General features: G+C 65.2%; 2 protein-coding genes. Both read left to right on the top strand.

Features of this window, described 5'->3' with window-relative positions:
* The coding region (locus tag ACFCZN_RS21340) for a carbohydrate ABC transporter permease (RefSeq protein ID WP_430558099.1) at positions 1–453 on the top strand (453 nt) is incomplete at its 5' end.
* A complete protein-coding gene (locus ACFCZN_RS21335; RefSeq protein ID WP_430558098.1) occupies positions 450–1,409 on the top strand; it encodes a carbohydrate ABC transporter permease in 960 nt (319 codons plus the stop codon). The genes ACFCZN_RS21340 and ACFCZN_RS21335, both read left to right, overlap by 4 nt.

Genomic DNA, 1,409 nt, shown 5'->3' with positions numbered 1-1,409 from the left:
TGGGTGGGTGACCCGTCCAAGACGATGCCGATGTTCGTGCTGCTCGCGGTGTGGACGTTCGGCGCCCCGATGGTCATCTTCCTCGCGGGGTTGAAGCAGATCCCGGCCGAGCTGTACGAGGCGGCCGCGGTGGACGGCGCGGGCCCGATCCGCAAGTTCTGGCGGATCACGATCCCGATGCTGTCCCCGGTGCTGTTCTTCAACCTGCTGCTGGAGACCATCGGCGCGTTCCAGGTGTTCGGGTCCGCGTTCATCATCTCCGGCGGCACCGGCGGCCCGGCGGACTCCACCCTGTTCTACACGCTGTACCTGTACATCAAGGGCTTCGCCCAGTTCGACATGGGGTACGCCTCGGCCATGGCCTGGGTCCTGGTCGTCGTGGTCGGCATCATCACCGCGATCCTGTTCAAGACCTCAGGCGCCTGGGTCCACTACTCCGGAGACAACCGATGAGCGCGCACATCACGACACCGCCGCTGTCGAACCAGGCAGCCGCCACAGGAATCCCCACCGACTCGGGCTCGTCCCGCCCGCCCGGCCAGGTCGACACGTCACTGCGCAAGGCGGCCAAGCGGCGCAAGGGGGTCCGGTCGGTCGGGTTCCACGCCTTCATGGTCATCTGCACGATCGTGGTGCTCTACCCCGCGGCGTGGATGCTCATGTCCTCGTTCAAGCCGTCGAACGAGATCATCGGGAACATCAGCCTGTGGTCCGAGCACCTGTCCCTGTCGAACTTCGCCACCGCGTTGTCCGGGATCGGCGGGGTCGGGTTCTGGACCTTCTTCGGCAACTCGATGATCCTGGCCGTCGCCTCGGTGGTCGGGGTGATCCTGTCCTCGACCGTCGCGGCCTACGCGTTCGCGCGGATCGACTTCCCCGGCCGGGGCATCTTCTTCGCGATCATGATCGGCACCCTGCTGCTGCCGTTCCACGTCGTGATCATCCCGCAATACATCATGTTCAACGAGCTCGGCATGGTGAACACCTTCATCCCCCTGCTCGCACCGAAGTTCCTCGCCGGGGAAGCGTTCTTCGTGTTCCTCATGGTCCAGTTCATGCGCAACCTGCCCCGCGAGCTCGACGAGGCCGCCCGCATCGACGGCGCCGGCCACGGCCGCATCTTCGGCTCCATCATGCTGCCCCTGATGCGCCCCGCGATCATCACCAGCTCGATCTTCGCGTTCATCTGGTCCTGGAACGACTTCCTCGGCCCCCTGCTCTACCTCAAGAAGCCCGACCTCTACCCCCTGCCCATCGCGCTCCGGTTGTACGTCGACCAGACCAGCGTGTCCGACTACGGCGCCCAGATGGCCATGGCCGTCCTCGCACTGCTGCCCGTGATGATCTTCTTCATCCTCTTCCAGCGCTACATCGTCGACGGCGTCGCCACCCAAGGCCTCAAGGGCTGA

It is taken from the genome of Isoptericola sp. NPDC056134, assembly GCF_042264825.1.
In the GTDB taxonomy this organism is placed as follows: Bacteria; Actinomycetota; Actinomycetes; order Actinomycetales; family Cellulomonadaceae; genus Isoptericola; species Isoptericola nanjingensis.
Note: the sequence above shows the minus strand (reverse complement) of the source record. Positions and strands in the feature narration are given on the sequence as shown.